Annotated in this window: 27 protein-coding genes; 3 read left to right on the top strand and 24 right to left on the bottom strand. The window is 38.8% G+C overall.

Features of this window, described 5'->3' with window-relative positions; all coding sequences use genetic code 11:
• Positions 1–9 precede the first annotated feature (9 nt).
• From OQX62_RS20405 to OQX62_RS20465, 13 genes are all read right to left on the bottom strand, one after another.
• On the bottom strand, positions 10–1,023 hold the full coding sequence (locus OQX62_RS20405; RefSeq protein WP_265833489.1) for a TerC/Alx family metal homeostasis membrane protein: 1,014 nt from the start codon (positions 1,021–1,023) through the stop codon (positions 10–12).
• Positions 1,024–1,047: 24 nt separating this feature from the next.
• Positions 1,048–2,010, bottom strand: a complete 963-nt coding sequence (locus OQX62_RS20410; protein ID WP_265833490.1) for a hypothetical protein — start codon at positions 2,008–2,010, stop codon at positions 1,048–1,050.
• Between the two features lie 8 nt (positions 2,011–2,018).
• Positions 2,019–3,113, bottom strand: a complete 1,095-nt coding sequence (locus OQX62_RS20415) for a toxic anion resistance protein (protein WP_265833491.1) — start codon at positions 3,111–3,113, stop codon at positions 2,019–2,021.
• Positions 3,114–3,124: 11 nt separating this feature from the next.
• On the bottom strand, positions 3,125–3,739 hold the full coding sequence (locus OQX62_RS20420; protein WP_265833492.1) for a TerD family protein: 615 nt from the start codon (positions 3,737–3,739) through the stop codon (positions 3,125–3,127).
• Positions 3,740–3,747: 8 nt separating this feature from the next.
• Positions 3,748–4,302, bottom strand: coding sequence for a TerD family protein (locus tag OQX62_RS20425; RefSeq protein ID WP_265833493.1), 555 nt, complete (start codon positions 4,300–4,302; stop codon positions 3,748–3,750).
• Between the two features lie 6 nt (positions 4,303–4,308).
• Positions 4,309–5,142, bottom strand: coding sequence for a phosphoribosyltransferase family protein (locus tag OQX62_RS20430; protein WP_265833494.1), 834 nt, complete (start codon positions 5,140–5,142; stop codon positions 4,309–4,311).
• On the bottom strand, positions 5,139–5,831 hold the full coding sequence (locus tag OQX62_RS20435; protein ID WP_265833495.1) for an HAD family hydrolase: 693 nt from the start codon (positions 5,829–5,831) through the stop codon (positions 5,139–5,141). Before OQX62_RS20435 ends, OQX62_RS20430 begins: the two co-directional genes overlap by 4 nt.
• A gap of 118 nt (positions 5,832–5,949) precedes the next feature.
• Positions 5,950–7,812, bottom strand: coding sequence for a DNA topoisomerase (locus tag OQX62_RS20440; protein ID WP_265833496.1), 1,863 nt, complete (start codon positions 7,810–7,812; stop codon positions 5,950–5,952).
• 107 nt (positions 7,813–7,919) lie between these two features.
• Positions 7,920–8,822 carry a histone deacetylase gene (locus OQX62_RS20445; RefSeq protein WP_265833497.1) on the bottom strand — a complete coding sequence of 301 codons (903 nt, stop codon included), beginning with the start codon at positions 8,820–8,822 and terminating at the stop codon, positions 7,920–7,922.
• Positions 8,822–9,682, bottom strand: a complete 861-nt coding sequence (locus OQX62_RS20450; RefSeq protein ID WP_265833498.1) for a bestrophin family protein — start codon at positions 9,680–9,682, stop codon at positions 8,822–8,824. The genes OQX62_RS20445 and OQX62_RS20450 overlap by 1 nt, the downstream gene beginning before the upstream one ends.
• Positions 9,679–10,968: a kynureninase gene (gene kynU, locus OQX62_RS20455; RefSeq protein WP_265833499.1), complete on the bottom strand. Its 1,290-nt coding sequence runs from the start codon at positions 10,966–10,968 to the stop codon at positions 9,679–9,681. The genes OQX62_RS20450 and kynU overlap by 4 nt, the downstream gene beginning before the upstream one ends.
• A gap of 73 nt (positions 10,969–11,041) precedes the next feature.
• Positions 11,042–11,530: a pyridoxamine 5'-phosphate oxidase family protein gene (locus tag OQX62_RS20460; protein WP_265833500.1), complete on the bottom strand. Its 489-nt coding sequence runs from the start codon at positions 11,528–11,530 to the stop codon at positions 11,042–11,044.
• A 58-nt stretch (positions 11,531–11,588) separates the two neighbouring features.
• The gene (locus OQX62_RS20465) at positions 11,589–12,065 is read right to left on the bottom strand and encodes a GAF domain-containing protein (RefSeq protein WP_265833501.1); all 477 of its coding nucleotides are present in this window, start codon (positions 12,063–12,065) and stop codon (positions 11,589–11,591) included.
• Positions 12,066–12,197: 132 nt separating this feature from the next.
• Here OQX62_RS20465 and OQX62_RS20470 point away from each other — a divergent pair, with 132 nt between their 5' ends.
• On the top strand, positions 12,198–12,449 hold the full coding sequence (locus OQX62_RS20470; RefSeq protein WP_265833502.1) for a hypothetical protein: 252 nt from the start codon (positions 12,198–12,200) through the stop codon (positions 12,447–12,449).
• A gap of 357 nt (positions 12,450–12,806) precedes the next feature.
• Entirely contained in the window at positions 12,807–13,439 is a 633-nt protein-coding gene (locus OQX62_RS20475; protein ID WP_265833503.1) for a hypothetical protein, read from the top strand.
• An 82-nt stretch (positions 13,440–13,521) separates the two neighbouring features.
• Here the strand turns inward: OQX62_RS20475 and nrdF are convergent, their stop codons facing one another.
• From nrdF to OQX62_RS20500, 5 genes are all read right to left on the bottom strand, one after another.
• Positions 13,522–14,505, bottom strand: coding sequence for a class 1b ribonucleoside-diphosphate reductase subunit beta (gene nrdF, locus OQX62_RS20480; protein WP_265833504.1), 984 nt, complete (start codon positions 14,503–14,505; stop codon positions 13,522–13,524).
• A gap of 28 nt (positions 14,506–14,533) precedes the next feature.
• On the bottom strand, positions 14,534–16,624 hold the full coding sequence (gene nrdE / locus OQX62_RS20485; RefSeq protein WP_265833505.1) for a class 1b ribonucleoside-diphosphate reductase subunit alpha: 2,091 nt from the start codon (positions 16,622–16,624) through the stop codon (positions 14,534–14,536).
• Positions 16,614–16,991, bottom strand: coding sequence for a class Ib ribonucleoside-diphosphate reductase assembly flavoprotein NrdI (nrdI, locus tag OQX62_RS20490; protein WP_265833506.1), 378 nt, complete (start codon positions 16,989–16,991; stop codon positions 16,614–16,616). Before nrdI ends, nrdE begins: the two co-directional genes overlap by 11 nt.
• 24 nt (positions 16,992–17,015) lie before the next feature.
• Positions 17,016–17,252 carry a thioredoxin family protein gene (locus OQX62_RS20495; RefSeq protein WP_265833508.1) on the bottom strand — a complete coding sequence of 79 codons (237 nt, stop codon included), beginning with the start codon at positions 17,250–17,252 and terminating at the stop codon, positions 17,016–17,018.
• Between the two features lie 500 nt (positions 17,253–17,752).
• Positions 17,753–17,938: a hypothetical protein gene (locus OQX62_RS20500; RefSeq protein WP_265833509.1), complete on the bottom strand. Its 186-nt coding sequence runs from the start codon at positions 17,936–17,938 to the stop codon at positions 17,753–17,755.
• Positions 17,939–18,312: 374 nt separating this feature from the next.
• On the opposite strand from OQX62_RS20500, the gene OQX62_RS20505 reads away from it, so the two are divergent.
• Positions 18,313–18,915 (top strand): hypothetical protein, encoded by a 603-nt coding sequence (locus OQX62_RS20505; protein WP_265833510.1) that lies wholly within the window; start codon positions 18,313–18,315, stop codon positions 18,913–18,915.
• 12 nt (positions 18,916–18,927) lie between these two features.
• Here OQX62_RS20505 and OQX62_RS20510 read toward each other — a convergent pair whose 3' ends face one another.
• The 6 genes from OQX62_RS20510 to OQX62_RS20535 form a co-directional block, all read right to left on the bottom strand.
• A complete protein-coding gene (locus OQX62_RS20510; protein ID WP_265833511.1) occupies positions 18,928–19,545 on the bottom strand; it encodes an HAD family hydrolase in 618 nt (205 codons plus the stop codon).
• Positions 19,546–19,719: 174 nt separating this feature from the next.
• Positions 19,720–20,613: an SDR family oxidoreductase gene (locus OQX62_RS20515; protein WP_265833512.1), complete on the bottom strand. Its 894-nt coding sequence runs from the start codon at positions 20,611–20,613 to the stop codon at positions 19,720–19,722.
• An 89-nt stretch (positions 20,614–20,702) separates the two neighbouring features.
• The gene (locus OQX62_RS20520) at positions 20,703–21,371 is read right to left on the bottom strand and encodes a DUF1345 domain-containing protein (RefSeq protein WP_265833513.1); all 669 of its coding nucleotides are present in this window, start codon (positions 21,369–21,371) and stop codon (positions 20,703–20,705) included.
• Positions 21,372–21,433: 62 nt separating this feature from the next.
• Positions 21,434–21,964: an RNA polymerase sigma factor gene (locus OQX62_RS20525; RefSeq protein WP_265833514.1), complete on the bottom strand. Its 531-nt coding sequence runs from the start codon at positions 21,962–21,964 to the stop codon at positions 21,434–21,436.
• 186 nt (positions 21,965–22,150) lie between these two features.
• A complete protein-coding gene (locus tag OQX62_RS20530; protein WP_265833515.1) occupies positions 22,151–22,972 on the bottom strand; it encodes a sensor histidine kinase in 822 nt (273 codons plus the stop codon).
• Between the two features lie 529 nt (positions 22,973–23,501).
• Positions 23,502–24,233 carry a LytR/AlgR family response regulator transcription factor gene (locus OQX62_RS20535; protein WP_265833516.1) on the bottom strand — a complete coding sequence of 244 codons (732 nt, stop codon included), beginning with the start codon at positions 24,231–24,233 and terminating at the stop codon, positions 23,502–23,504.
• Positions 24,234–24,733: the final 500 nt, after the last annotated feature.

Consider the following 24,733-nt stretch of genomic DNA (forward strand, 5'->3'; position numbering starts at 1 on the left):
TTGATCCGCTTAACTTTTAAAAGTATTTTCGGGTTTCGCCTCCTCGTCTTTTTTAGGAGCAAACAGGATAGAAACAATAACTGATAATATCAGTACCCCTCCCACTACCGATAATGAAGCAGGCGAAGAGATATGAAAAATGGGCGTAATCACCATTTTAATACCTATGAAAGTTAAAATAATGGCAAGACCATATTTCAGATAACTGAACATATGTATAAAATTCGCCAACAGAAAATATAAGGCTCTCAATCCCAGAATGGCAAATATATTGGAGGTATATAAAATCAATGGATCATCTGGCGCAATTGCGAAAATAGCAGGGATAGAATCTACTGCGAAGAGCAAATCAGTGAACTCTATCACACCAACCACCACCAATAAAGGCGTAGCGAGTTTGATACCATTTTCAATCGTGAAAAACTTATCACCATCAAAATCTTTGCTCACTTTAAAAAACCGGTACACAAGTCTCGCCCCTGCACTTTTCGTAAAGTCTTTGTTTTCTTCATCATCATCGTTACCAAATCCCGATTTTATTCCTGCATATATCAGGAATATACCAAAGGCCAGTAAAACCGCATTGATCTTAACAATTTTACCGAACAGCTCCATTTCAGGCAGGTAGGTCAGATTGATCAAACCTACGCCCGAAAATATAAAGATGGCTCTGAATATCAACGCACCGATGATACCCCAGAAGAGGACCTTATGATGTAACTCCTTGGGTACTTTAAAAAAGCCAAATACCAAAATAAAAACAAAGAGGTTATCTACTGACAAGGCTTTTTCTATCCAATAGGCCGACTGAAACTGCGTAAACTTTTCAAACCCTGCAAAGTAATAGATTACTCCACTAAAAGCCATGGATAAGGAAATCCAGACTATCGACCATATCGCTGCTTCTTTGCTTGATACAGCGTGACTTTTCCTGTTGAATACGCCAAGATCCAATAAAAGCATCACTGTAACGATAATAGCAAAACTGATAATCAGTCCGGGGTGGTAAATCATGTTATCCATACGGTATTCCTTTATTTTTGGTTATTACATCATGTCAGTATTCAGCATCGCCTTCAGTATATTAGCCTGAACATCAAAATTATTGAGTTCATTCAAGAAGTTAAGATCTGATATCTTATTATAATTTTCGTCAAGCAAATTAATAATCTCCGCAGGAATAAATGTCTTAGCCGTTGCCGCCTTACTTTCCAGCTTATCATTATTATAAGAGAGTTCCTGGATAATGCGGGACTTTTCGGAAAGATTACTGTTCAGATCTATACCTGCTAAATCATCTAACGTGCAAAACAGGAATAAGTTTCTGCTCGGAAAAAAAAGAAAATACTGGTCCAAAGACAAAAACCTGTAAATCTCAATAATCAGCATTCCCGATTTTAAACCATACACAAACTCGGTCTTAAAATCGTGTTTACAAAGCATTCCCATCAGTTTTCGCTCTATTACTGCATAACTGATTTCATATACTTCAGCTTCCTTGTATTCAATCAGCCGGCCCAGCTGCTCCTCAGTAATGGTATAATAGAAATCTTTCGCATAACGTGCACTGAGCCTGGTGACATTCTTTACAAAGGGGAAATCGACAGAATGATCAGATAATACCTCATACAAGTTTCTAAGAGAAATGTTGATTTTGAGCGACTGACTTTTTTTTCCTTCCATGAAATTCGCTTCATTAAGTGCCGTGGAATTCAGCTGAGCGATCACTTCCCTGTTCAACGCGATCTCATCATAAATGAGCGTCACGTTTTTTTCATTGTTTTTCTTGATCTTTTTCAGCAAGTCAATCACACTGGCCGTAAATTGCATATGGAAAAGCTCCAGTTTATCAATAGGCAGCTCACTATTATTCTCGAACAACTGATGAATCACCTGACTCCGCAGATAAATCTTGTAAACAACTTCTTCCTGAAAAAATACCGAAAGAAGTTGTAAACGACTGATTATCTTTTTTGATTCCCCTAACACACTGGCAACATGCTCATCCATAGTTAAAATTAATTAACCCGAGTAACGTTTTTCTTTAATTCGGCTTCCAGGGTTTTTAGTTCACCATCAAGCACTCTTCTGCTCTTATCTCCCTCTTCGTGAATTTTCTTCACTTCATTCAGTGTCTCTATCAGCGATTGTGTGGTTTTCTTCAATGTATCAATAGAAACGACCGTTTTCTCGTTTTCTTTCGCTACATCAATACTATTCTGTTTCAGCATTTCCGCATTCTTCTGCAAAATAGTATTCGTTGTATCAGAAATCTTCTTCTGCATCTCCACATTAGCCTTCTGTCTTTGCAATGCAACAGCAATAGTAAGCTGATTCTTCCAGACAGGAATGGTTGTGGAAATGATTGACTGTGCTTTCTCAGCGATTGAAGTATTGTTGTTCTGCACTACACGTATCTGGGCGAGCGACTGCAGCATGATAAAACGAACAATCTTCATGTCAGCCAGTCTTTTGTCCAGCCTGCTCACAAAGTCCCTCAGATCGGCTATCTGATAGTCTTCATAATCCGCAGGCCTGCCTTCCATTTCTGCAAGTTTAACACTTAACTCTTCATACTTCAGCTGGCCGGAAATAATGAGTTCCTCCATCTGTTTGATGTAACCGACATTGTTATCAAACATAGTTTGCAGGGAGCTGTTATCCTTAATGGAATTTAACCGGCCTGCTTTGATCTTATTTGTGATTTTGTCAATATTATTCACAACAACATCATATTTCTGGAACAGTTTTTTTACGTCGACAACAAAATTCTTGAGGAAAGGAATACTCGATACAAATGAAGTAAACTTACTTTGGTTTAGTTCATCAACATTAATATAATTCAGCTCAGTCAGCAATTCATTGATCAGACCGCCCACTTCACCGCTATTGTAAGTTCGTACAGAGGTAAGGAAATCATTACTGTACTTTTCCATTGAATTTTGTGCTTCCACACCATAATTCAGAATAGAATTTACGTCACCCGGTTCAAGTGACTTACCGATTTCACTATATTTTTGCTTCTCCTGATCAGAGATCGTCGTCAGATCAACATTTCCCTCCTTATCCAGTTTTACCGGTGTAAGGTTATTATTTTCAGCGTTAGTTTCCATAATGACAGAATTTATAAATAATTTTGGGTTACTGTCTGAACCGTTTGCTCCAGCTTTCTATCTTTTGTAGGCTCTCCGATTGCATTGAATTTCCACTCCCCGTTTTTCTTATAGAATACACCGAGCACCATCGATACATGGCCTGCGAAACCAGAACCGTTAGCAATATCATAAGTAGCAAAAACTTCATTTACACGCTTAGGCGTACCTTCATAGATGCGAATAGAAGCAAAAGGAATAGTAGCAAAGTCCTGGCCCTGAAAGCTGTTCAGTACAAAAGCTACGTACTCTGCGCCAGGAGTTAACCGTGAAAAATCAAGCGTAATCACTTCATTATCCAAGCCATCATCACCGCCGGTATCGCCTGTCCTGTCATCACCACTATGTTTTACTGCTCCATCTTTTGAACCCAGATTACCGAAATAAACTACTTCTATCAGTTGTTTATTTGCATTATATACTGCACAACTTGCATCCAGATCAACAGCCTCTTTACTACTTCCGAAACCAAAAAGTCCCTTTTTCTCAATAGCACCCCAGTTTATACCTACACAAACATTTTGCAGTTTAGTACCATTACTTTTCTCGAGACTGATACGCTGTCCTTTTTGAAGATTAATTGCCATATAATTTCTTATTGATATTTATTTAAATAATCCTGTAAGCCACCTTTCATTCCTACACCTACAGCTTCAAATTTCCACTTACCTTCACGCTTGTAGATTCTTCCGAATTCCACAGCAGTTTCTATTGAGAAATCCTCTTCCAATTCATATTTCAGGATCTCCTGATTCGACACGGTATCAAAAATACGGATGAATGAATTTCTTACCTGTCCAAAATTTTGTCTTCTTGCCTCAGCTTCATGTATGGTAACCACCACACAGATCTCACTCACTTTAGCGTCAATTCTGGACAGGTCGATTTTTACCTGCTCATCATCACCATCCCCGTCACCGGTAAGATTATCGCCGGTATGCTCTACAGCGCCATCCGGAGAAACGAGGTTATTATAAAAGATAAAGTGTTCATCAGTAATGATTTTTTTATTATCACCTAAAATAAATAAGGAAGCATCTAAGTCGAACGCACTACCTGTAGAAGAACTATTTGTGTCCCAGCCCAGACCGATTGTAAATTTAGGAGCATCAATGTTTTCACGTTGCCCCTTTTGCAAGTTAATAGCCATGTTATATCAGTTTATAATTTTTATTTTAATATGTGATTTAATAAAGTTTAAGTTCTCCGCATAGGCATCAATCATATGATAACCATTACCAAGAGACAGATTATATAACATATTAATGAATTCATCTGTTTGATTCTTTATAAATATAGAGAAACTATTGAAATCAGCATTCAGAATGTATTTCACAATACGTGTATTGAAGCAGAAGAACCCTCCTTTAATAATATCATCCAGATCAAATACCGACTTTACCTGGTGATAATTAAGTGCATTCTCCACATTGGGATGAATATTTTTATTGATCAGCTCAGCAAAATAAATCATATGCATATCATTGTCCAGGCCATATTCCCCCGCCATCTTTAGAATCATGCGCTCATGGCTTCCCGTAATCCTGATATCATCCAGAAACAATAACGTTTTTCCTTCCAGAAAATGTTTATCAATGTGAAAAGAATCATTACCGATCAGTTTTAAGCGGTCTTCTGCAGATAATTCCCCATAATCTTCCTTGTAGGTAATGGTGCGGTGTACCTTTGCCTCCTGCACTACCAGACCACCATTTTCTACCAGCCAGCGGTTGAGCTGGTGCATAAAATAGTTTTTCATGGCAAAAGTAGCTGTAGGAATAAAAGAATAGGGACTGGAGATAACTACCATTTGCTGTTCCACGAAATTTTGTTCCAGATAATCTGAAATAAAACCATCCGCAAGCTGTTCACCAAAGTCTTTCGCTACCAGGTCATCACCAAATTTGAAACGGCTGTAGTCATCCGGATCAAATCCGAATTCCTCTGTACTGCTGATTTTATGCAGCGCGTATGATTTATGTAAACTCATATGAGGCAGGATATAGTTTGTTGATTTGAATTGATAAGCACACTTTTAATTCCGGCGGAAGTCGCACCCAGGATATCAGCTACGGGATTGTCTCCGATATGAACGATTTCGTGCAGTTCAATATCAGTATGTTTTTTACGGTCTATGGTATCAAGCATCAGTTGGAAAAATGCTTTATTAGGTTTGGACAGTTTTACCTCGTCAGAATATAACTGAAAGTCAAGCAAAGGAGCGATCTCCAGTGCCGTTAATACTTTCCTTAACGTCTTTCCCCTGATAAATCCTGTATTGCTGAGGATACTTAGCGTAGAACTTCCTGATTCTTTTAGTTTGGCCAGTGTATTTTTAGTATGATCACAATAGACGAGCGGCATGTAATTGAATAACAGTGCTTCCATTTCACTATACAGGCTTTCCATATCCATTCCGCCGAAATCCGGATGATAGTCATTGATAATACTGATCACCATCAGGCACATTTCATCTGCATCGATATTTTTACCGGTCTTCTCGTTCATACTGTTGACCATTAGATCAACCTGACGGACAATTGTTGCAACTTCATCAAAAGATTTGTTGAGCGTGTTGTATTTCGAATGAAAAAGTTTTGCCCTCTCCTGCTTGAATTGCGGATTCGACTTAATTAAAGTCAACCAGAGGTCGAATGAGTAATGTTTGTAGATCTTCATTTTTTTGATCAAGCTGAGCTTAAACGTTTTAAATGAATGACATTACCGCCATCCATAAAACGCAAAATACAAAAAAAAGAAAGATAATTTCTTTACCAGTAATAATAATACATTAAACCTATTCAGCCGCCGCAGGCGCTTCTTCTTTCTTCGGCACCAGTTTTTCCGCCAGCCCGAGTCCCGCAGCAAGAAGTTCGTTAGTAATGGCCCTGGTATAATCTGAGATCTCCGATTTAAATGCTGTGACAGATGCCCCGGTGCGAATCTCCTCCAAACGCTTTTCCCAGCTTCCTGTGAGTTCTGCCTGGGCAATCTTCTGGTCCTTCACCACATCGTATACAGCCAGCCCCTTAAAAGTAGGCACAAGGTTTCTTTTCTCACGCAGGATATACTCCCTTGTAATAAGTGTCTCGATAATAGACGCACGCGTAGCAGGAGTACCTAAACCACTATCTTTCATTGCATAACGCAGTTCTTCATCTTCAATCTCTTTACCTGAAGTTTCGAGGGCTTTCAGCAATGATGCTTCATTATACAAGGGCTTAGGCTTGGTCTGCTTTTCGAGAAATGCCTTGGCGACGATAGGAAGCTCTTCTCCCTTTTTGACCTTTGGCAGGGATGGATTATCCTCCTCTTTTTTATCGTCCTCTTTATCATTCAACACAGAACGCCATCCGGCCGAACGAATTACCGTACCATTTGCGATAAATGTTGACCCGGATGTTATAGTGATCTTAGTTACCTCTTTCACACATTCCTGATGGAAGGCTTCCAGCATACGGCCTACCACCATATCATAGATTGCCTGTTTGTCGCTGCTCAGGTGGTATGGCGCAACGCCTGTTGGTAAAACCGCATGGTGATCTGTTACCTTTTTAGCATTCACGCTCCTCTTATTCAGCGGAACAGTCCCCAGAAATTCTGCTTGTTTACCGAATTCAGGGTGTTGTTTCAACTGCGCAATCAACGCCGGAACACCGGCAAAAACGTCATCACCAATATACCTGCTACCCGTACGTGGATAGGAAACCAGCTTGCTTTCGTATAAGTTCTGTAGTAAGTTCAGTGTCTGATCTGCAGTAAATCCTTTACGTTTATTCGCTTCCTGCTGCAGACTGCTCAGGTCATGCAATAATGGAGGAGGTTCTTTTCTGGGTTTGGCTTCCACATCGATGATCTTTCCGCCATTAGGAAATCCTGAAGGCACATCTTCAATTTTATCGAACAGCACCTGCGCCTCTTCTTTCACATTAAAATTTACAGTAGACACCGCTTTAAATAGCTGTCCGTCCTTATCAAGCTGAATGCCCAGCTGATAATACAATTGAGGAACAAAATTCTTTGTTTCCAAATACCTGGAGCAGATCATGGCCAGCGTAGGTGTCTGCACCCTGCCCAGAGACAAAACCGACCTGGAACCGGCAGAGATACTCAATGCCTGTGTGGCATTCATACCCACCAGCCAGTCAGACTCCGATCTGCAATGTGCAGAATTAAACAGCGTATCGTAATCAGTACCAGGCTTCAGATTTCTGAAGCCCTCTTTAATAGCTTCATCAGTCTGAGAAGAGATCCATAAACGCTTGAAGGGTTTTTTACATTTTAAGAAGTAATAGATATACCTGAAGATGAGTTCACCTTCACGCCCGGCATCCGTAGCAACGATGATTTCGGTAGATTCATCGAACAGCTTTTTAATGATATCCAGTTGCTTGCGTACTCCGGGATCCTCAACAAAACCATCTTTAGTTTTGATTTTCCTGATGGCCAGTTTGAATTTAGGAGGCAGCATCGGTAAATGTTGCCGGCGCCATCCTATAAATCCATATTCCTGTGGAGGTGCCAATTGCAGCAGATGCCCGAAAGCCCAGGTAAACGAATATCCTTTACCTTCAATATATCCATCTTTTTTCACCGTCGCTCCAAACACTTTAGCTAATTCCCGTGCAACGGAGGGCTTTTCTGCAATTACTATCTTCATTAAATATCTTCCCTGTTGAACCGATAAATTTCATCATAATTATCTGTAATCACGCAAAAAATGTAGAATTGGTCAGCACAGATTTTAGTGACCTGAACGATAAAGGACTAGAAAAACAGATCCAACGCTGTTTTAAAGGTATTGCAATGCGCATCCACAATATCCCTGATCATCGGTGAATACCCGCCTCCCATGCTCACCTGAACCGGTAGCTGGTGATCCTTACAACATTGCAGTACGATTCTGTCCCGCTCCCGGCACCCCTCCTTTGTCATGGCCAGCTTCCCCAGCTGATCACTGCTTAACACATCTACCCCGGAAAGGTAGAACACGAAATCCGGCTTATGTTTTTTAAGCACCTGATACAGACTATCTGATAAGATCGAAAGATATTCATCGTCACCTACACCATCATCCAGGCCAATATCTAAATCTGAAACCTCTTTTCGGAATGGAAAGTTCCTTTCACCATGCATGGAAAAAGTAAACGCACGGGGCTCATCAGCAAGTATTTCTGCCGTACCATTACCCTGATGGACATCTAAATCAATAATTAATATACGCTCAGCTATTTTTTTGTTTAGTAGATAGTTGGCTGCAATCGCCTGATCGTTCAGCAAACAAAATCCTTCTCCCCAATCTGAACCTGCATGATGGGTTCCTCCCGCTACATTGAAAGCCACACCATATTGCTGAGCATACATTGCGCCATCAATAGTCCCTCTCGCAATCCTTACCTCTCTTTCTATCAGTTGTGCAGAAAGCGGAAAACCAATCCGGCGCTGCGCTTTTGGAGAAAGTGTGAGATCCCTGAGCTCAGTCCAATATCCTTTATCATGAGACAGCAGAATAATTTCCTCTTCCAATGGCTCCGGTGCAAACAAGTTCTCTGTCCCGATCACCCCTTCATGCAGGAGTTGTTCAGGGATAAGCTCGTATTTTAACATGGGAAAACGATGGCCTTCCGGCAGAGGATGCGCATATATGGGATGCCAGGCAATCTTTAGCATCAGTGTAAAATCTCCCCTATATGTTTCTCAATATTATTACATATATCATCTACAGGCAGATCATTTGCATCATAACCAAAGGGATCTTCTATCTCTTCCGCGATCAGCTCCAAACTGGCCAGCACGTATAAGATAAAAGGCACTATAGGCACCACGAAATAACCGAGGCTAAATACCCAGCCAAATGGAAGAGTAATGACATAGATGAACAGGAATTTTTTAATAAATGCACTATAGGAATAAGGGATCGGTGTTTTCTTAATTCTTTCACAGCCCCCGCAGATGTCGGTGAACTGGTTGATGTCGCCGCTTAAAATGATGAGCTGTTCAGGTGTAATTTTTCCGTCCGAATGCAACTCATAGATCCTCGCAGAGATACTTGCAGCAACCTGATTCGGAATATGTTTACCTCCGTCTACTTCAATGAGAAAACTGTCTTTACCGAAATACAGCTTCTCCCGCAAATGTTCTTTAAGCGCGAAAGCATATTTAGGAATCGCATAAATAAAGTATTCGTTATCCACAGTATCCAGTTTCAGTGATTTTAGCTTGATCGATAAATTACGGCTAACGTTGGTCAATGACCCCAGGAGTCGCCGCCCCTCCCACCACCTGTCATACGAAGTATTTGTCCGGAATACCAGCAGCATTGAAATCACAAATCCAAGTAAGTTGTGCATCATCCCAATGTTCTTCACGTAGCTGCTTTCGGACAATTTAAAAAAGTGAAGTTCGAGAAATGCAATGATACCCGAATATATAGAGACGGTTAACATCAGCGGCCACAACTTCCTGAATGTATCTGCTTTATGAATATGAAATATAAATGTAAACCAATCTTTGGGATTATAATTTATCATTTCAGCACCTCCCTTCCGATACGCATTAACAATTCACCTGTGCGAAAAACATCTGTAAATGAATTGTATAAAGGCACCGGACTCAATCTGATTACATTCGGTTCTCTCCAGTCACCAAGCACATCATTTGCAACTAATTCCATAAAAATCTGCTTAGGATTTACCTTAGCAATAATGGAAACCTGAGCGCCGCGGTCACTAGCAGCAGCCGGAGTAATCACCTCAAAAAGTAGCTGACCTAAAGCGTTGTTTACTTCATGGATAAGATAGATCAGATAGCCAGTTAAGGCTTCACTTTTTGTTCTTAGCGGGGTGATGAATCCTGCTTCCTCAAATATTTTCAGTGATGCATGGTATAGCGCCATTGGCATTACCTGCGTACAACTCACCTGCCATCCGTCTGCGCCACGCTCAGGCACAAAACCCTTGTCCATCTTGAAACGCTGTTTTTCCTGATAACCCCACCATCCTGCGAAGCGATTTAATTTTAGGTCTCCAAAATGCTTATCATGAACAAAAATGCCACTGATACCACCAGGTCCGCCATTCTGATATTTGTAAGAACACCAGCACGCAAAATCCACATTCCAGTTATGCAAAGCCAATGGCACATTTCCTGCCGCATGCGCAAGGTCAAAACCCACTACCGCACCCGCCGCATGACCAGCAACAGTGATAGCTTCCATATCGAAGAATTGACCAGTGAAGTAGTTGACACCTCCAAATAAAACTAACGCGATCTGCTCTCCATTTTCAGCAATAGCAGCCTCAATATCTTCTGTTCTTAAGATATATTCTCCTGTTCTTGGCCTTACTTCGATGATCGCTTCTGCTGGATCATATCCATGGAAGCGTACCTGACTCTCTATCGCATACTGATCTGAGGGAAAAGCACCTGCTTCCATAATGATTTTAAACTTCTTTGCTTTGGGCTGGTAAAAACTTACCATCAGCAGATGAAGGTTTACTGTAAGGGTATTCATAGGACAAACTTCAACCGCACTAGCGCCAACAATTGGTGCCATCAGTTCTTTCAGTTCCTTATGGTAATACATCCAGGGGCTATCGCCTTCAAACCAGCCTTCAATAGCAAGGTTATGCCAATTGTCCAGCTGTACTTTCATCACTTCCTGCACAGACTTCGGCTGAAGTCCTAAAGAATTACCACACAGGTAGATAAAATCATTTTCTTTATGTTTTGGAAATAGAAACTCATTTCTGAACTTACGCAGCGGATCCAGCTCATCCTGTTTGGTTGCAAATGCTAAAGTGTTTTCAAAATTCATCAATTCAAATATCATAAAAAAAGGCAGATAAATAAATCTATCTGCCTTTTTGAATTCTTCAGCTTAAAACTTATTAAAAGTTTATCTTGTCATGACTACCCTGATCTGATTTTTCACCGGTCACAATGGCTTTCAGCATATTGAATGCTACAACCATTTTTGATGAACTTCCATCCCAGTATTCTGCGAAATCAGGGGTTACCTTAATCAATATCAATGCAGGATCATCAATTCCATCAGGGAACCAGGCTTTAACCGGTGCCGAAAAATATGCTTCTTTTCTCACCCTGTCATCCACCAGTTCTGCTTTACCATTAACATATATGTAGGTATTATCAGACGGACTGCTATAACCTAACGTAACCTGATTTTCTTTAGAAATTTCAGCAGATTTTAAAGAATACTCATTGGTAAAGAACCAGATACTACCATCTTCTTCAACTTTAGCTGTAGCCATAGGGCGACTTGAAAACTCGTCTTTAACTGACAGAGTAGTAAACATACAGATTCTTACTTCTTCGACCTTGCTCTTTAATATTTCGATATTTTTCTCGTTTTTCATGATATGTAGGATGTTATATATTGCTTCATTAAACATCACGAATCAAAGAATTGTTTGATCAGGCATTGATCATTGCAATTATCTTATTAAGGTACAACTCATCAATATGATCGAAGTGAGCCAGTTCCTGGCTGTCTACATCTAATACCCCAATTACAATATGATCCTTTATTATTGGCAATACAATTTCAGACCTTGAAGCAGAACTACAGGCAATATGTCCCGGGAACTCCTCTACATCATCTACTATAAATGTTTTAGCTTCTGCCCATGCTGCACCACATACCCCCTTGCCTTTTCTGATTCTGGTGCATGCAACGGGCCCCTGAAATGGCCCCAGAACAAGCTCTTCATCCTTCACGAGATAAAAACCTACCCATAACCATGCAAACTGCTCCTTTAAGGCAGCAGCTATATTTCCAAGATTAGCAATGAGGTCATCTTCCCCCTCCAGCAAAGCCTGGATCTGCGGCACAAGCGAATCATATTGTTCTTCTTTACTCTCTCCTTTGATTATTGTAAGGTCCTCAGCCATTTCTCTATTTATTTACGCAGCTAAAATAAGAAAAGCATAAGCTTTCAAGCAATTTAGGTGTAAAAGCAATGAATAAAATTCATTAAGTTTGACAATTTACAGCGAGATTAACAATCCAAAACATCCAGAAATATGAGAGTAATAGCAGAATTGCCACACCCGGAATGTAAGATAACTTTGTTCAACATGAACCAAAAGTATATTGTAAAATTTGAGCAGGGTACGCTGGAACAAAGTTATAAATTATCGGAACTGGACCTGAGTGGGGGCGGGGCAAATGAGATCTTCCAGCTACTTGATGAAGCATTTATCGCCACTGTTGTAGAGCGGTTTAAAACGATGAGAATCGATTTTTCGGCCGCTTACCAAAGACAGCAATATTAATCAATATTCAAACACTAAAATACTAGCAAACAAATACTTATCTATCTATTCAGAATTATATTCTGAAATAAATCAACTAATCGACATTAAAACTCATAAAAAAGGACTTAATAAAAAGCTTTAGTTTACCATAAATAATATATTACACTGATTTTCTGAATAATATTAAACATAACAATACATTATTTGGTAGCCGAAAATCACCAAATAATATTCTGTTTTATATAAATAACTAAAAAATCCTCTTAAAAGTTATAACCTGCCCGGCCGGAAGTAACCGGCATTAAACATTTAGGGAGTACTCCAATTTAAACAATTATCACACCATACAAGTTATACCATTACAAAAAAATCTACATGAAGAACCCCTATTTTTATTCGCTCACTGCCCTACTTTTCTTAGCGCTGACAAGCACCTGTTACGCACAGGAAATGATTAAAAGAAAAGACAAATTTTACACCATGAGCGGGGCCGGGTTTTCAATTCCAGTCGGAGAAAGCAGCAGTTTCATGCGGCCTAAATTTTCAACAACACTCGGTGCCAATTTAGGATTAGGCGACAAAGGTCTGTTCCTCTATCCAAAAATCAGTCTCCATGTTTTTGGTTATGACGAGCTCTCTCCGGAGAATGGATATAACAATTCTTTGCAAAGGGGAAGGTCTACTACATACCTGCTTAATGTAGCATTAGGCTATAGGAAAATCATGGACAAATTTGCGTTATACGGATTTGTAGGTGCAGGCGGAGGGTTTATCCTTACGCCCAGAATACTGATTGATCCTGCAAATAATTTTGCGACGCTGAATAACAGAACCAACCATATCGGAATAATTGAACCCGGGGCAGGAATGGAGTATAATATCGGAGGGGCCAACCTTTTTATAGAAAGTAGTTACATGCATGGGTTTGGAAAAATACAGAACAGACCTTTCAACGCTGTGCCAATAACCTTTGGCATAAAACCAAACCTGAGCAAACTCTTCAACTAGATGAGCAATGAAAGACAAAAAGCCCCGCCTGCATTCTATACAGATGCTGGCGGGGCTTTTGTAAAAGCTATTTTTTAGCGCACTAAAAGACCGGATCGGCATCCATCTGGAAATCTTCATCTCTAAGATAAATCATCTCCGTGCTCTTCTCGTAATTTGTCGACTTTTTAGAGAAGAAGTCATGCTGTGTAGTTTCACCGTTTAAGCCATTCAATACAATTGAATTGATTGGCTTTACTTCAAATAGCTCTTCAAAGCCCAGGTTCATCATTGCTTTATTCGCATTGTAGCGCAGATATTCCTTTACCTCAGCAGTCAACCCTACTTCCGTATACAATTCATCAGTATATTTTAATTCGTTCTCATAAAGCTCCATTAACAGCTCTACCAGTTCATCTTTTGCTTTCTGCGGATTTGGCAATTTTTTGTACACATCCTGGGCAAGAAGTCCGACAAATACACCATGAATGGATTCATCTGCTACAATCTTCTTAATGATATCAGCACTTGCCACCATTTGCCCCTGCCCTGATAACCACAGTGGCATAAAGAAACCACTATAAAAAAGGAATGTTTCCAATAAAACTGATGCACCCAGCGCCATAAAAAGCACTTCATCTGACACCTTATGTGCATCCAGTTGTCTGTAGTACTTATCTATCGTACCGGCCTTGAACTGTAAAAGTTTATTGTTTTCTACCCATTCAAATAATTCATTAATTTCCGGTGTACTGTTTACCGTTGTAAAAATGGTAGAGTAGGATTTAGCATGAATAGACTCCATCATGCACATGAAAGAAAGGACTGCTTTATTCTGCAATCCCTCTATGTGATCCAGCAATTTTGGCATTCCGGTGTGACTTTGCAGGGTATCTAATAAGGTCAACCCACCCAATGCCTTTTTATATACCTCCTGAATCTCAGGCGTCAGGGATTTCCAGCTGTCAATATCTTTAGAAGGAATATATTCTGTATCTATCCAGAACTGACGCAGGTTTTGCTCCCAGAACATACCCGCATAATCATTCTCAGGCGTATTCCAGTTTACTGCTTTATAGTTAGTCATTTTAATTTCTTTAATTATTGATCATTCATTAAACTGAACAGGAAACACACTCATCAATAGAAGCTTTGCGTGTCCTTGTGTAATACAGCGACTTCAGTCCCATTTTATGTGCATAGATGTAATACTTGGCAATGTCCCGTGTACTGTCTTTCGTATTGGTATGCAGGATAGTAGAAATACCCTGGTCAACGTGTTTCTGAATGACTGAAATCAATCGCAGCACATTCTTCTGATCCATATCATAGGCGGATTTATAAAAGAAGTAATTGTCATTATCCAGATATGGCATCGGGTAATAAGTAGTACTATCACCGTACTCCCTCACCTCTATTACATCTACCACCGGCATTACAGAAGCCGTAGCATTCATAATATAAGATGTAGACTGATTTGGCGCTATTGCAAGCCTGTAAGCATGAAACAAACCAAATTCTTTTACCTGGCTCATCAATTCAGCCCAGTCAGCAGCAGTAGGAATGCTCATCCCTTCAAACAGTACAGCAATTTTATCATTTACCGGAGTAATATCTTTTACCAGATAAGGCGTAAAATAATTTCCATTTGCATACTCAGACTGCTCGAAACCTACAAAAGTCTCTTTTCTGTCGCGCGCAATCTCCATCGAACTTTGAATCGAATAGAAATTGACCATCATGAAGAAAACGTTACAGAAATCCAGTGCTTCTTTACTTTCATACATGATGAAATTTTTCGCCAGGAAACCATGCAGGTTCATTGCACCCAGACCAACACTATGCAGTTCTTTATTTGCTTTCTGTACAGATGGTACCATTGCAATATTAGTGATATCAGATACTACAGTGAGCGACATCATTGCGGTTTTAACAGCTTCCTTAATTCTTTTATTGTCCATCACTGTAGCAATATTCAAAGAACCCAGGTTACAGGAGATGCCGTAGCGAATTTTATCTTCCCTGCCATAAATTTCAATATCAGAAACGTCAGAGATCTGCATAATTTCAGTACACAGATTTGAAAACTTAACGTTACCCAAATCTTTCAATGCGTGACCTCTGTTTGCATTCCCTTTAAAGAACAGATAGGGATAACCACTCTCCTTCTGTGTCTGTGCAATTTTCACCATCAGATGCCTTGCATTCACCTTTTTCTTTTTAACTGCAGAATTGGTAACAAGTTCCTCATACATCTCATCCATATCCATCTCATCCAGGTATTTGCCATAGGCCTTTAATACCGTATGCGGATAGAATAAATAACAGGCCTCATCCTTTTCAGCCAGCTCCATAAACTTATCAGGAACTACTACACCGATAGAAAGTGATTTTATTCTCACTTTTTCATCTACATTGATTTTCTTGCAATCCAGAAATTCTTCAATATCCGTATGGAAGACATTCAGGTATACCGCACCAGCACCCGGACGCTGCCCTAACTGATTTGCATAAGAAAACGTATCCTCCAGAATTTTCATGATAGGCAAAACTCCCCCGGCACGCCCTTCAACATCTTTGATGGACTCACCTCTTGCACGTATTTTTGACAAATTAAAAGAAACGCCACCACCAATAGATGATAATTTCATGGCAGAATCGATCGCATAGCCAATACCGTTTAAGTTGTCGCCTATTTCATCAAGAAAACAGGAAACCAGTTCGCCAGAACGTTTTTTACCTGAATTCAGGAAGGTTGGCGTTGCAGGCTGATATTCCTGGTTGATCAGCATTTCTGCATAGTCTTTGGCTTGTGCCACATTTCCTCTTGCCAGGAATAAAGAAACAGCTACAACCCGATCTTCATAACGTTCAAGAAATTTCTCTCCGCTGTCATCTCTCAAAGCATAACTTTGAAAAAACTTGAATGCACTCATGAAAGATTGGAACCTGAATTTTTTAGCATACACTAAATCATAAACTTCTTCCATCTGTTCGAAAGTATACCATTGATAGAAATCAATATAATACTGCTGCTCTATCAGGTAGTCAATCTTTTCTTTCAATGTATAAAAGAAGACCGTATTTTTATTTACATAATCGAGAAAATACGAACGTACTGCATCTTTGTCTTTATGAAGGCTGAATTCGTCGTCTTTTTTTACCATGATCTCGTTGTTCAGCAAGATCCATTTTTTAGTTACCATATATATTGCCCTCTATATTATCTATAAATTTTTGTAAATCTGTCATTGTTCCCGAAAGCTCAAACTGCATCAGCACGGGAAGCTTAAATTCCTGAGAAATTTTAGTTGCCGCTACCGCAAAGTTGGCTCCCCAGTTCCTATTTCCGCTGGAGGTAACGGTCTCAATAAAACTGCTGTTCACTTCCAGAAAACGTAATGTGGATGCCGGCACTTCCCCTATTCCGGTGGTATAAGTTATCAGATGCCCCGGATGAATAAGCTGCAGCGAATCATCTATCTTTTGAATGTTCCAATTGCGATGCTCCTTAAGGCGGTTAACGAAACGTTCTACATTTCCTGTTTTACTATCGTAATAAATCCAAGTCATAAGCCCGCATTAAATATGATTTACCTAAACAGCTACCAGCGCTAATAATTCTTCTGGCTTAAATCCTATTACCCGCGAAAGTTCCTGTTCTTTTTCCAGCAAAATTACCGTGGGTACAGATCTCACCCTGAACTGCATCGCTAATTCAGGCTGATCAAACGGGTTAATTGTTTCATAAACAATACCTTTTCTGTCCAGGTATTCTGAAACCATATTACATGGACTGCAGTCGTCTTTTTCAAATTTTATAATTCTCTTCATTGCGTAGGATTTTTAATGAGTATATCCGCCAAACCATTATTTTGACGGAGCACGAAGTTGCAGAAATATTCTTTAGAATGATTCTGGAGGTTATCAACACCGGTGGAAAAGAGGTATATTTTTATGACGAATAACTTACTGAAAAACCATTTTTTTTAGGTAAAAATAGTAAGCAGTCTTTTGCAATATTCTCAAATGAAGAAGGTTGCAAAAAAAAGAGAGATAATTTAACATTTTAGCAGGATTTTAAATGATCTGGAGAATCAGCCCAACCAGCCGTGTTGAAAAAAAATATCATTTTGAAATGATCAAAACTCGTCAGCGCGGTAGCGAAAGAAAAAATCTGGATGTTGATAAGTATAGAAAATAACGAGAGCTCATCAAAACAGGAAATCTGATACAAGAGGAAAATATTTCCAATAAAAAAAGGAGCATCTTTTGGAAACTCCTTTTTTATATGTCGTGTGACTGAGAAATAATTTAGATGCTTACAGCTAAAATTAGAGAATAAAAAGTCTTGGATTACTTTTCTTCAATATTCCTGCCGGCGCATTTTTTTTACCCATTTCATTGTTTTTAAACATTGATGTTTCTACCTGATCAAGGTTTTGAAGGGAATCTGCGATAAGCATAATGTCTTGCTGCGATTTAGGGCTGGTAACTTGATTTTTATTTTGATCTTTCATGGTAATGGAGGTGTTTTTTCTCATTTGAAAACAAGGGCTGTGCCATAAAGTTTTAAAAATCCGCAGGAAAATGTATAAAACGATTTTTTAGACTTTTCAGAGATAAATATTTATATGTTTTAGTTCTTTTAAAGAAGAATGTTTAATTTTATTGCCGACATAACTAGACAATCAAAGAAATGAGTAGTCAGAATAAGGAGTCAAAAAAGGACATATTTTTCAAATGGTTCAAACGGATCGGGATTTGGGGATTTATGTTCTTTCTGGTGAAAGGTCTGATCTGGCTAGCACTTGGTTATTGGGTGTTGAAATAAATTCTATTCGCCTTTCAAACTTTTTCTTAGCATAGTGGTTAAGGTTTAAAACCCACAGCTATGAAAAATGAAGTTCCCGAACAGCATGAAGGCAGAAAAATGGATACCACAGCACAAGCCATTTTTCCATCTATAGCAGCAGCCAGGCAGTTTTATGGTATTGCAAAAAGCAGACTATTAAATGTTTCCAACTGGGCAGAGATTTGCAAAGTACCTTTATCAGTATTTACATTGACTGATGATACAGGGGCAACTATCTGCAGGGAAGCAAAAGAAGGTGATTATTTGAAGATTGACATTCCCGGTCCCGGAACGGATGCCGGCAATGGCTTCGACTGGGTAAGGATAGAAAAAATAACTGAAGAATCTGACGGCACAAATAGTTTGATCTCCTTACAGGCAAGACCTGCTGTCAACCCTTCGGGTGATGATAGCGCTATCGCTCATTTCTTTACAGATGCAGCAACCTCAACCTTTCAGGTAAAGCAAATTGGTAACGAGGTATGGGCTGAAGAACATGGACGAAATGAAGTCCCAAATACAGCTACTCCCTCTACCGGCGACAACTGGCGAAACAGAATCGTAGGCTGGACTGCGGCAATCGGCCTCTCCTACCCACAATGGAAAAGCCTGGTAAAAGGATTGGTCGAAACGGAAAATTAAAATAAAAGCAGCTTAAATGGCTGCTTTTATCTTTTCAAGAGTCGCTTTGGTATCTTCGTAACTGGTATGATGAAAAGCATGAATCCCCATACTTATGGCTGTTTCTACCTGAAAAATCCGATCATCGAAATAATAACACTGAGAAGGATGTGCCTGTGCAATTCCCAATGCCAGCTGAAAAATACCAGGATCCGGTTTTCTCATTTTTACATCACATGAAGAAACGAATGCGTCAAAACAATCATGCAGCTTAAATTTCTTTATCCTGTAATCATTGAGTTCTCTTCCTTCATTATTGATTGATATAATCCTGAAGCCGCAGCTCTTTTTCCAGTCTTTAAGCCATTGCAACAGACCAGGAAGTTCTTTTGAGCAGGAATACATAAATTCCTTAAAATCTTCCCTTGTAAATTCACGCGTATGGTTAAAGATCACCGTGTCCAGGTACTGGTCAAGCGTGATGTTACCAATTTCAAAAATGTTAAAGATGTAATTGTGTAATGTATTTACTTCATCATAATCCAGCCCGAATTTTTTAGCTGCAAGCTTCCGTGAATCATGTCCCCATCCATTGGTGAGTAATACCCCGCCAATGTCAAAAAAAAGTATTTTATGTGCCGTGCTTTCCATTTATTTAATGATTAATACGTAATAACCAATTATACAAACAAAAATCTGTAAAACCCGTTTGTCCTGCATAAGAAATGTTAAACTTACATACAAACTTCAATTCTGATCAGGGAAATATTGAGCACCGGGAAATTATAAGATTACAATCCACAGCAATGGCTGAAGAAATTTAGCTCAGATCGCAATCCGGCCACCCGTAACCGGAATAGTTGCACCTGCTATATAACTTGCCTCATCAGAAGCGAGGAAGACATAGGCAACAGCTACTTCTACAGGCTGGCCGGGACGCCCCATTGGCGTATCAGCACCAAAATATTCCGGTTCGGGCATCGTAGAAGTAATCAAGGGTGTCCAGATAGGTCCCGGTGCAACCGCATTCACCCTGATCCCTTTTTTATCTTTTAACAGCAGCTGACTTAAATTGGCGGTGAAATTCTGAATAGCGCCTTTTGTAGCCGCATAGGGTAATAACTGTAAATTAGGAGAATAAGCATTGATTGATGTCGTATTAATAATACTGCTCCCCGGTTCCATATGAGGTTCGGCAGCCTTACAGAGATAAAACATTGCCGTAATATTAGTATCAAAAGTTTTCCTCCATTCCTCAGAGGGTATTTCCCTTAAAGTTTGCCTGCCCATTTGAAAAGCAGCATTGTTCACCAAAATATCAATCCTGCCAAATGATTCAACAGCTTTCGCGACTAAAGCCTTACAATTGTCTTCATCCCTTAAGTCGCCTTTAAATAAAATAGCTTTTCTGCCACAATCTTCTACCAGCTCAGCGGTGCTTTCTGCATCATGATCTTCTGCATCATCCAGATAACTGATTAGAACATCAGCACCTTCACGAGCAAAGGCTATGGCAACAGCACGGCCGATGCCGGAATCTCCTCCAGTAATCACTGCCTTTTTTCCAATAAGTTTACCAGATCCTTTATAGGAATGTTCTCCATGATCTGCTTTTGGCTTCAATTGATCTTCATTTCCCGGCACTTCCTGTTCTTGTCTGGGAAATGGAGGTTTTGGATATTTATCCTGCGGATTTTTTGATAATTCTTGATTTTCCATATGCTGATAGATTGGGATGAATTCTTATTACTTAAGAAAAACATCGCCCTCTATAAATGGTTTTCAATAATTGACAACAAGAGGTCGCATTACTTAGCCAAAAGTCCCGAAATTATATTGATACTCAGTGCTACAATTACTGTATTGAAAGCAAAAGAAATCAGACTGTGCATCAAAGCCAGTCTTCTGATTCTTTTGGAACTTATCTCAACATCCGAAACCTGAAAGGTCATCCCTATCACAAAAGCAAAATAAACAAAATCCAGATAGTCCGGCTGATCTTCTTCTGGAAATTTCAGCCCTTCAGCATATTTCGATGAGACATTGTTTTTTGCAGAGGCATGATAATACAGATGAGCGTAACGGAATACAAAAACCATATGAACCATCGCCCAGGAACTGACTACCGCAACTACAGACAATAAAATATGCAGAAATAAGGGGGTACCAGCTAATGTACTGGTAGTTTTTAGTAATAACAATACGACAAACAGGCTTGCCACGGCAGCGAAAAGTACAAATAAAAATATAAAAGTACGGCTTCCATCTTCCAGTTTGGCTATCTGTTTCATTTCAATGGGATGTACCGAAAAGACTGTAATGAGAGAAAGGCTGATATAAGTCACAGAAAAACAGATCCAGATCAGGATAGTACCTGTTGCGGGAGATAGTTTACTGTAAGTCAGCATCAAACAGATGAGCGAAATAGCTAAAGAAAAGTATAATTTATGATTGGCATCAAGTCTTGAAATATTCATATTTATATATTAAAAATGATTACAATTGTAATCATTTTTAATATATAAATATGAATGCATAGCTAAGCTACTTTGGCATCCATTACAGTTTGCTGATGCATTTTCAAACTTTTTTTAAGTAGTTGGCGGGCAACATGGATTCTTGTCTTAACCGTACCAATAGGGATATCCAGCTGTTCAGCAATCTCATAGTACTTGTATCCCTCAAAGTATTTCAGGAAAGGAACGTAATACTCTGGCTGTAATTTTCCTAACGCTTTATATATATCTTCCATTACAAACTTCCCGTCACTGTCATTTACACTGGCACTGTAATGCAATTTATCAGAAGTGATCTCATCAGTAACAGTCAGGATTGAATTTGTCCTCGTATTCCTGCGATAATTATTAATAAAAGTATTTTTCATGATGGTATACAACCATGCCTTGAAATTGGTTCCAGGCTTAAAATGCTCTGCATAGTTTATCGCTTTTAACATGGTATCTTGAACCAGGTCGTTAGCATCATCATTGTCTCTGGTAAAAGAGAAGGCAAATGATTGTAATGAATCTTTGTAACTATAAAGCTGGCAATTAAAATCGTTTGTACTCATGTTTTTTATTTTTCAGGTTAGATAGAAAAATATTTACAAAACGCATACCAATCTGGTTAGAATTGAAATTCTTCAGAAAACAAATGACTCAACATTTAAATGTGACATTTAAGTACTATTAAATAAACAGATTATATAATACATGTATATAAATTGATACGCAAATAAAGCAACTCCTAAACAAATTCAGACTGAATTTTTATTTTGTAGAAGTATCCTGACCTTAAATAGGTTATCTTCGATAAAATAATCGAATTTAACCCTTTCTCCGTAGGTAATATTTAGTCTTTTACTAATATTTTCAAGCCCGATACCATCGGAGGTACTATTTTGATTTTCGTTAACCAGATTAGCTGTGTGGATCTCAAGCACATTGTCATCAGAACGGATCATAATCTCCGCAGGTTTTGATTCTTTGCTCAAATTTCCATGTTTAAATATATTCTCCACTAATGTCATCAGGATCAAAGGAATAAATTTAGTTTCCCCACCACATTCACTATAATCAAATTTAATATACAACTGGTCATTCTGACGTAGCTGATGTAAACGTATCAGGTTATCCACCTGTTCCGCTTCAGACAATAAATAGATAAATTCTCCGGCATCCTGGGCTTTAATTGCATATCGCATCATGTCTGATAAAGTCATAATAGCTTCAGCTGCGGCTGGGGCCGTTTTCCTTGCATTATTATAAATGAAATTAAGTGTATTAAATAAAAAATGAGGATTGATCTGTGCTTTCAAATAGGCATTCACCGTGATGTTCAATTCATTTTGCGTTTCCTGATGTGCAATGATACTGCTGAGATGTTTCCTTTCGGACTCTTCCGTAATCTCCTTTTGTTTTAAAAAGGTTAGCAGGTAGTAGTAGCCGGTACCTATACCGATGAAAAAAGATCCTCTGTAAGCAATTCTATAATAAAACTGAATATTCAGTGTAAATTCAATGAAATCGGTATATCTGATGAGTAAAGAATCAATGATTAATAAAATCAAAACAAACATGGATAGTTCCAGTAAAATCAACACCGGAATTTTCCAGAATTTGTGTTTTGGATTCTCGAAAGCGGCAGGTAATACAATAAGGGCATGCACATAAAATAATAGGATATTAAAAAAGTAATGTACAATATAGTTCCCAGGCCTGCCAAAGGAACCAGAGGACATACCCACTATTATTGTCTCATAAAAAATGAATAAAAACCAAACAAGGAAATGTATCCTGTTTGCACTTATAAAACCTGTAATTCTATTTAAAACTGAAATATTCAATTGGTGTAAGCTGGGATTAAATTGGTGTAATATATTTTAAATTGGTGTAATATCATTGGCATCACTTTTTTATTTTAATTATCTTTCTTAGAATTAAAACCCCACACCATGAAAACACACCACTTAAAACTCAGAAAGAAAACCCTTTTTGTCTTTAAATCGTCGCAACGCGTGACTGATTTACTAATGAGCGATCCTACAAATCCGCCGACGACTACGACCGGTACAAGCACAGTCCTTGGGCTGTAATTTCTAAGCCGGGCTATCTTCGCCCGGTTTTAATCGTATTTTCATTTAAATAATCGTAAAATCTCTCCTTATAAGATGTCCCCAGCATAATTTCAATATCATTAGTGAGGTATACTGTGCTCCCGTTAACCTTCTTTATTTCGTCCGAATTCACTATAAAAGATTTGTGAATACGCATGAATTTTCCATCATTCAGCAATGCTGTTTCTGCTTCGAGCATAGTGAGATAGGTTGTAAATCTCTCCGTCTTTGTATATATCACAATGTAATTCTTCAACCCTTCAATCATAATGATAGAGTCCATATCTAAACGAATAAGTTTACCCTTTTCATCACCCTTGATAAAGAAAAAATTGGATTTCACCACCTCGGGCTGCGACAGCGTTTCAGTGAGTTCACTGACCAATGAAACAAATCTGCTTAACTTAATCGGTTTAAGCAGGTAATTATCTGCCTTAACCTCGAATGCCTCGACAGCGTATTGCGTATGTGCGGTGGTAAAAATCAGTTTTTTTGTTTTATGGCGAAGGGATTTGGCAAGTTCTAAACCAGAAATACCCGGCATATCTATATCCAGCCAGATAATATCGATATCATCTTCAGCTTTAATATCGTCCAGTGCAAGTATCGGATTAATATAAGTTTTATAAAGAGAGAGTGAAGGCAGCTCCGAAATATAATCTGTTAACAGATCTACAGCGTGCTGTTCATCATCTATTATAACACATTTAAGTATGTTTTTCATTTTTCATGAGCTTAGACTATGCAATATAGTCCAAATCAGGATAGTAACGAAGCATCCAAATGAATAATTGCTTAAAGCATATAGCTGTAGGGGAATGCGATTCCCCTACAGTATATCAAACACACCAATTTAGAGAGCTAATTTAGATATAGGAACATTAGATAAACCTGATAAATTTAGCTTCTATGTAAATGTAGGTAACTTGTACGGTTAATAGAATTTTATTACACCAAAGTGCCTTTTCCGTACACGAAAAGCCAAAAAAAGCCCAATTTTGTTTAGTTTTTAGAATTTGATTTAGAAATCGTCCTGTACTCTTCCCATTATTCCTCCCCTCTTCTTATGATAAATTTCAGATGATGAGGTTATCCAGAAATAACAACCTGTCCGTGACCAGCCAGTTGACGCATTGAAGAACATCAGTGAAGAATGATAATGATCGTAAAGCGTCCGAAGTAATTAAAGTTTCTGTTCATCGCAAAAAAATACTCCAGGCCATC

The sequence above is a fragment of the Pedobacter sp. MR2016-24 genome (genome assembly GCF_026239655.1).
Lineage (GTDB): Bacteria > Bacteroidota > Bacteroidia > Sphingobacteriales > Sphingobacteriaceae > Pedobacter.

Coding starts and splice junctions, on each gene's coding strand:
- OQX62_RS20535 (WP_265833516.1), bottom strand. CDS start 24,233: ATGAAAAACATACTTAAATGTGTTATAATAGATGATGAACAGCACGCT.
- nrdI (WP_265833506.1), bottom strand. CDS start 16,991: ATGACTTGGATTTATTACGATAGTAAAACAGGAAATGTAGAACGTTTC.
- OQX62_RS20445 (WP_265833497.1), bottom strand. CDS start 8,822: ATGCTAAAGATTGCCTGGCATCCCATATATGCGCATCCTCTGCCGGAA.
- OQX62_RS20405 (WP_265833489.1), bottom strand. CDS start 1,023: ATGGATAACATGATTTACCACCCCGGACTGATTATCAGTTTTGCTATT.
- OQX62_RS20420 (WP_265833492.1), bottom strand. CDS start 3,739: ATGGCAATTAATCTTCAAAAAGGACAGCGTATCAGTCTCGAGAAAAGT.
- OQX62_RS20460 (WP_265833500.1), bottom strand. CDS start 11,530: ATGAAAAACGAGAAAAATATCGAAATATTAAAGAGCAAGGTCGAAGAA.
- OQX62_RS20500 (WP_265833509.1), bottom strand. CDS start 17,938: ATGAAAGATCAAAATAAAAATCAAGTTACCAGCCCTAAATCGCAGCAA.
- OQX62_RS20510 (WP_265833511.1), bottom strand. CDS start 19,545: ATGGAAAGCACGGCACATAAAATACTTTTTTTTGACATTGGCGGGGTA.
- OQX62_RS20505 (WP_265833510.1), top strand. CDS start 18,313: ATGAAAAATGAAGTTCCCGAACAGCATGAAGGCAGAAAAATGGATACC.
- OQX62_RS20430 (WP_265833494.1), bottom strand. CDS start 5,142: ATGAGTTTACATAAATCATACGCGCTGCATAAAATCAGCAGTACAGAG.
- OQX62_RS20440 (WP_265833496.1), bottom strand. CDS start 7,812: ATGAAGATAGTAATTGCAGAAAAGCCCTCCGTTGCACGGGAATTAGCT.
- nrdF (WP_265833504.1), bottom strand. CDS start 14,505: ATGACTAACTATAAAGCAGTAAACTGGAATACGCCTGAGAATGATTAT.
- kynU (WP_265833499.1), bottom strand. CDS start 10,968: ATGAATTTTGAAAACACTTTAGCATTTGCAACCAAACAGGATGAGCTG.
- OQX62_RS20525 (WP_265833514.1), bottom strand. CDS start 21,964: ATGAGTACAAACGATTTTAATTGCCAGCTTTATAGTTACAAAGATTCA.
- OQX62_RS20515 (WP_265833512.1), bottom strand. CDS start 20,613: ATGGAAAATCAAGAATTATCAAAAAATCCGCAGGATAAATATCCAAAA.
- OQX62_RS20425 (WP_265833493.1), bottom strand. CDS start 4,302: ATGGCTATTAACTTGCAAAAGGGGCAACGTGAAAACATTGATGCTCCT.
- nrdE (WP_265833505.1), bottom strand. CDS start 16,624: ATGGTAACTAAAAAATGGATCTTGCTGAACAACGAGATCATGGTAAAA.
- OQX62_RS20470 (WP_265833502.1), top strand. CDS start 12,198: ATGAGAGTAATAGCAGAATTGCCACACCCGGAATGTAAGATAACTTTG.
- OQX62_RS20435 (WP_265833495.1), bottom strand. CDS start 5,831: ATGAAGATCTACAAACATTACTCATTCGACCTCTGGTTGACTTTAATT.
- OQX62_RS20415 (WP_265833491.1), bottom strand. CDS start 3,113: ATGGAAACTAACGCTGAAAATAATAACCTTACACCGGTAAAACTGGAT.
- OQX62_RS20410 (WP_265833490.1), bottom strand. CDS start 2,010: ATGGATGAGCATGTTGCCAGTGTGTTAGGGGAATCAAAAAAGATAATC.
- OQX62_RS20475 (WP_265833503.1), top strand. CDS start 12,807: ATGAAGAACCCCTATTTTTATTCGCTCACTGCCCTACTTTTCTTAGCG.
- OQX62_RS20495 (WP_265833508.1), bottom strand. CDS start 17,252: ATGAAGAGAATTATAAAATTTGAAAAAGACGACTGCAGTCCATGTAAT.
- OQX62_RS20530 (WP_265833515.1), bottom strand. CDS start 22,972: ATGTTTGTTTTGATTTTATTAATCATTGATTCTTTACTCATCAGATAT.
- OQX62_RS20465 (WP_265833501.1), bottom strand. CDS start 12,065: ATGGCTGAGGACCTTACAATAATCAAAGGAGAGAGTAAAGAAGAACAA.
- OQX62_RS20520 (WP_265833513.1), bottom strand. CDS start 21,371: ATGAATATTTCAAGACTTGATGCCAATCATAAATTATACTTTTCTTTA.
- OQX62_RS20450 (WP_265833498.1), bottom strand. CDS start 9,682: ATGATAAATTATAATCCCAAAGATTGGTTTACATTTATATTTCATATT.